At 71.5% G+C, this 2,467-nt stretch carries 3 protein-coding genes and 1 pseudogene; all 4 read right to left on the bottom strand.

The features are described 5' to 3' along the window. The coding region (locus QQJ79_RS15215) for an AAA family ATPase (RefSeq protein ID WP_284223772.1) at positions 1–821 on the bottom strand (821 nt) is incomplete at its 3' end. A 14-nt stretch (positions 822–835) separates the two neighbouring features. Beyond that, a complete protein-coding gene (locus QQJ79_RS15210; protein ID WP_284223771.1) occupies positions 836–1,474 on the bottom strand; it encodes a thioredoxin domain-containing protein in 639 nt (212 codons plus the stop codon). A gap of 8 nt (positions 1,475–1,482) precedes the next feature. Beyond that, a complete protein-coding gene (locus QQJ79_RS15205; RefSeq protein WP_284223770.1) occupies positions 1,483–2,139 on the bottom strand; it encodes a thioredoxin domain-containing protein in 657 nt (218 codons plus the stop codon). Between the two features lie 102 nt (positions 2,140–2,241). After that, positions 2,242–2,467: pseudogene (locus tag QQJ79_RS15200) on the bottom strand (DUF721 domain-containing protein); the annotation flags it as partial.

The following is a 2,467-nucleotide window of genomic DNA, read 5'->3' as shown; positions in this document are numbered from 1 at the left end:
GACAACGCCGCCGTCTGGGCCCGGCTGGAAGCCGTCGTCGCCTCGCCCACGGCCCGGTCGGCGGCGGCCAGCTCCTGCGCCGCGGCCTCGGCCGCCACGCGCGCGTCGTTCCAGCGCACGAACAGCAGGGCCGCCTGCAGGGCGCGGATCTCGGCCGAGATCTTCTTGTACCGCTCCGCCTGCCGCGCCTCGCGCTTCAGCCGGGTCAGCGCCGTCTCCAGCTCGCGGCCGATGTCGTCGAGCCGCTCCAGATTGGTCTCGGCCGCCTTGAGTCTCAGCTCGGCCTCATGGCGGCGGGTGTGCAGACCGGCGACGCCGCCCGCCTCCTCGAGGATACGGCGGCGGTTCTGCGGCTTGGCGGCGATCAGTTCGCTGATCTGGCCCTGACGCACGAGGGCGGGGGAGTTGGCGCCGGTCGAGGCGTCGGCGAACAGCAGCTGGACGTCGCGGGCGCGGACCTCCTTGCCGTTGATACGATAGGTCGAGCCCTGGCCGCGGTCGATGCGGCGTGACACCTCCAGCATCGGGCTGTCGGTGAAGGGTTGCGGGGCCCGGCGCTGGGCGTTGTCGATGGTCAGCTGGACTTCGGCGTGGTTGCGCGGCGGACGGTCGGCGGCCCCGGCGAAGATGACGTCGTCCATGCCCTGACCGCGCATGGCCTTGGCCGAATTGGCCCCCATGACCCAGCGCAGGCCTTCCAGCACGTTTGACTTGCCGCAGCCGTTGGGGCCGACGACGCCGGTCAGTCCGGGCTCGATATGCACCTCCGCGGGGTCGACGAAGGACTTGAAGCCCACGAGCCGGAGGCGCTGGAACTGCATGGGCCCCTACGCGGTCACTGGCCCGCGGCGGCCGCCCGGATCGCGACCTCCAGCCCGCCCAGCGAGCGGTCCGTCACCCGGCGGCCGTTGACGAAGAAGGCCGGGGTGGTGTTGGCGCCGGCCGCGTTCGCGCTCTCGACGTCGCGGTTGATGGCGGCCAGTGTCGCCGGGGTCGCGGCGCAGGCCTCCAGCTGGGCCTTGGTCCGGCCGCTGACGGCGATGGCGGGGGCGTACCAGTCTTCGCGGGTTCCGCCCCGGAAGACCGCGTCCTGTCCCAGCATCAGGGCCGAGGCGACGTCGAAGAAGCGTTCGGGCGCCGCGCAGCGGGCCAGGGCTGCGCCGGGCAGGGACATTTCCTCGGGCAGGGTCGGCAGGTTGCGGAACACCAGCCGGACCTGGCCGGTGTCGATGAACCGCGTCTTGAAGGCCGGGTAGACGAACATGTGCCAGTCGGCGCAGTGGTTGCAGGCGAAGGAGGCGTATTCGACCACCGTCACCGGAGCGTCGGCGCGGCCGATGCTGCGGTCCGCCGCCGTGACCGGGGCGAGGACCTGCTGCGCCAGGGCGGAGTCCGACCCCGACGCGGAGGCCGCGACGACGGGAGCCAGCAACGCCAGCGCCAGGATCAGCAAGGATCGCCGCAAAGGGGTCACTGCGGCGCTCAGCCCTTGGCCAGTTCGGCTTCGATCGCCCGCGACAGATCGGCCATGGTCGGGCCGCTGGCGGAGCCGGGAGAGACGACCGGGACGCCATTGACCAGGAAGGAGGGTGTGCCTTCGATTCCCGCCGCCTGGGAGGCGCGGGCGCGGGCGTCGGCGGCCTTGATGTTCTCCGGGTTCTTGATGCAGGCCTCGATCTGCTGGTTGCTCAGGCCGGCGCCGTTGCCGATGCGGAACAGGGTGTCGCGCGGATTGACGCCCGCCTGCCACTCGTCCTGGCTGGCCAGGATGTTGTGGACAACGTCGAAATATTTGTCGTCGCCGGCGCAGCGGGCGATCATGAAGCCGGCCACGGCGACATTGACCGGGCCGGTCGGCAGTTCGCGGAAGACGTAGCGGACCTTGTTGGTGTCGACATAGGCGGCCTTGAACGCGGCCCAGTTCTCCTTCTGCCAGGCCGCGCAGACGTGGCAGGTGACCGAGGCGTATTCGATCACGGTGACCTTGGCGCCCTCGGGCGCGCCCATGGCCATGTCGCCCTCGGCCGCTGCGCTCGCGCCTCCGCCGCCGCAACCGGCCAGCGTCGCCATGGCGGCCAGGGCTGCGGCGGTCATCGCCGCGCGGCGGCTCATGGCGGCGTATTTGGTCTGGGCGCTCATGGGGTCGTCCTCAACTGGGGGCGGGATTCTGGAGAGCATCGCGCGATTCCCCGCGAATACGCGCGCTTCAGCACTTTCGAGAACAGAAACGGCGAAGTTTTGTCAACGGCCCGAACGGTCGCGGCCCTTTTCCGGATCGCCGAGAACCGCCCGTCCCAGCCGCTCCAGCGGGCCCTTGAGCGCCTCGGGGGCGCCGTCGAGGGCGGCCTTCAACTCGGCCTCTTCATGGGCGGCGAGGGGCTGGGCGGCGGGGCGGCGCCTCGGCGCGGCGGCGATGTCCGCGGGCGGCTTGACCGGTCCCTGGGCGATGCGCAGCCGCTCGACGCTG

The sequence above is a fragment of the Brevundimonas denitrificans genome (assembly GCF_030160755.1).
Lineage (GTDB): Bacteria > Pseudomonadota > Alphaproteobacteria > Caulobacterales > Caulobacteraceae > Brevundimonas > Brevundimonas denitrificans.
This window is presented reverse-complemented; position numbering and strand designations above follow the sequence as displayed.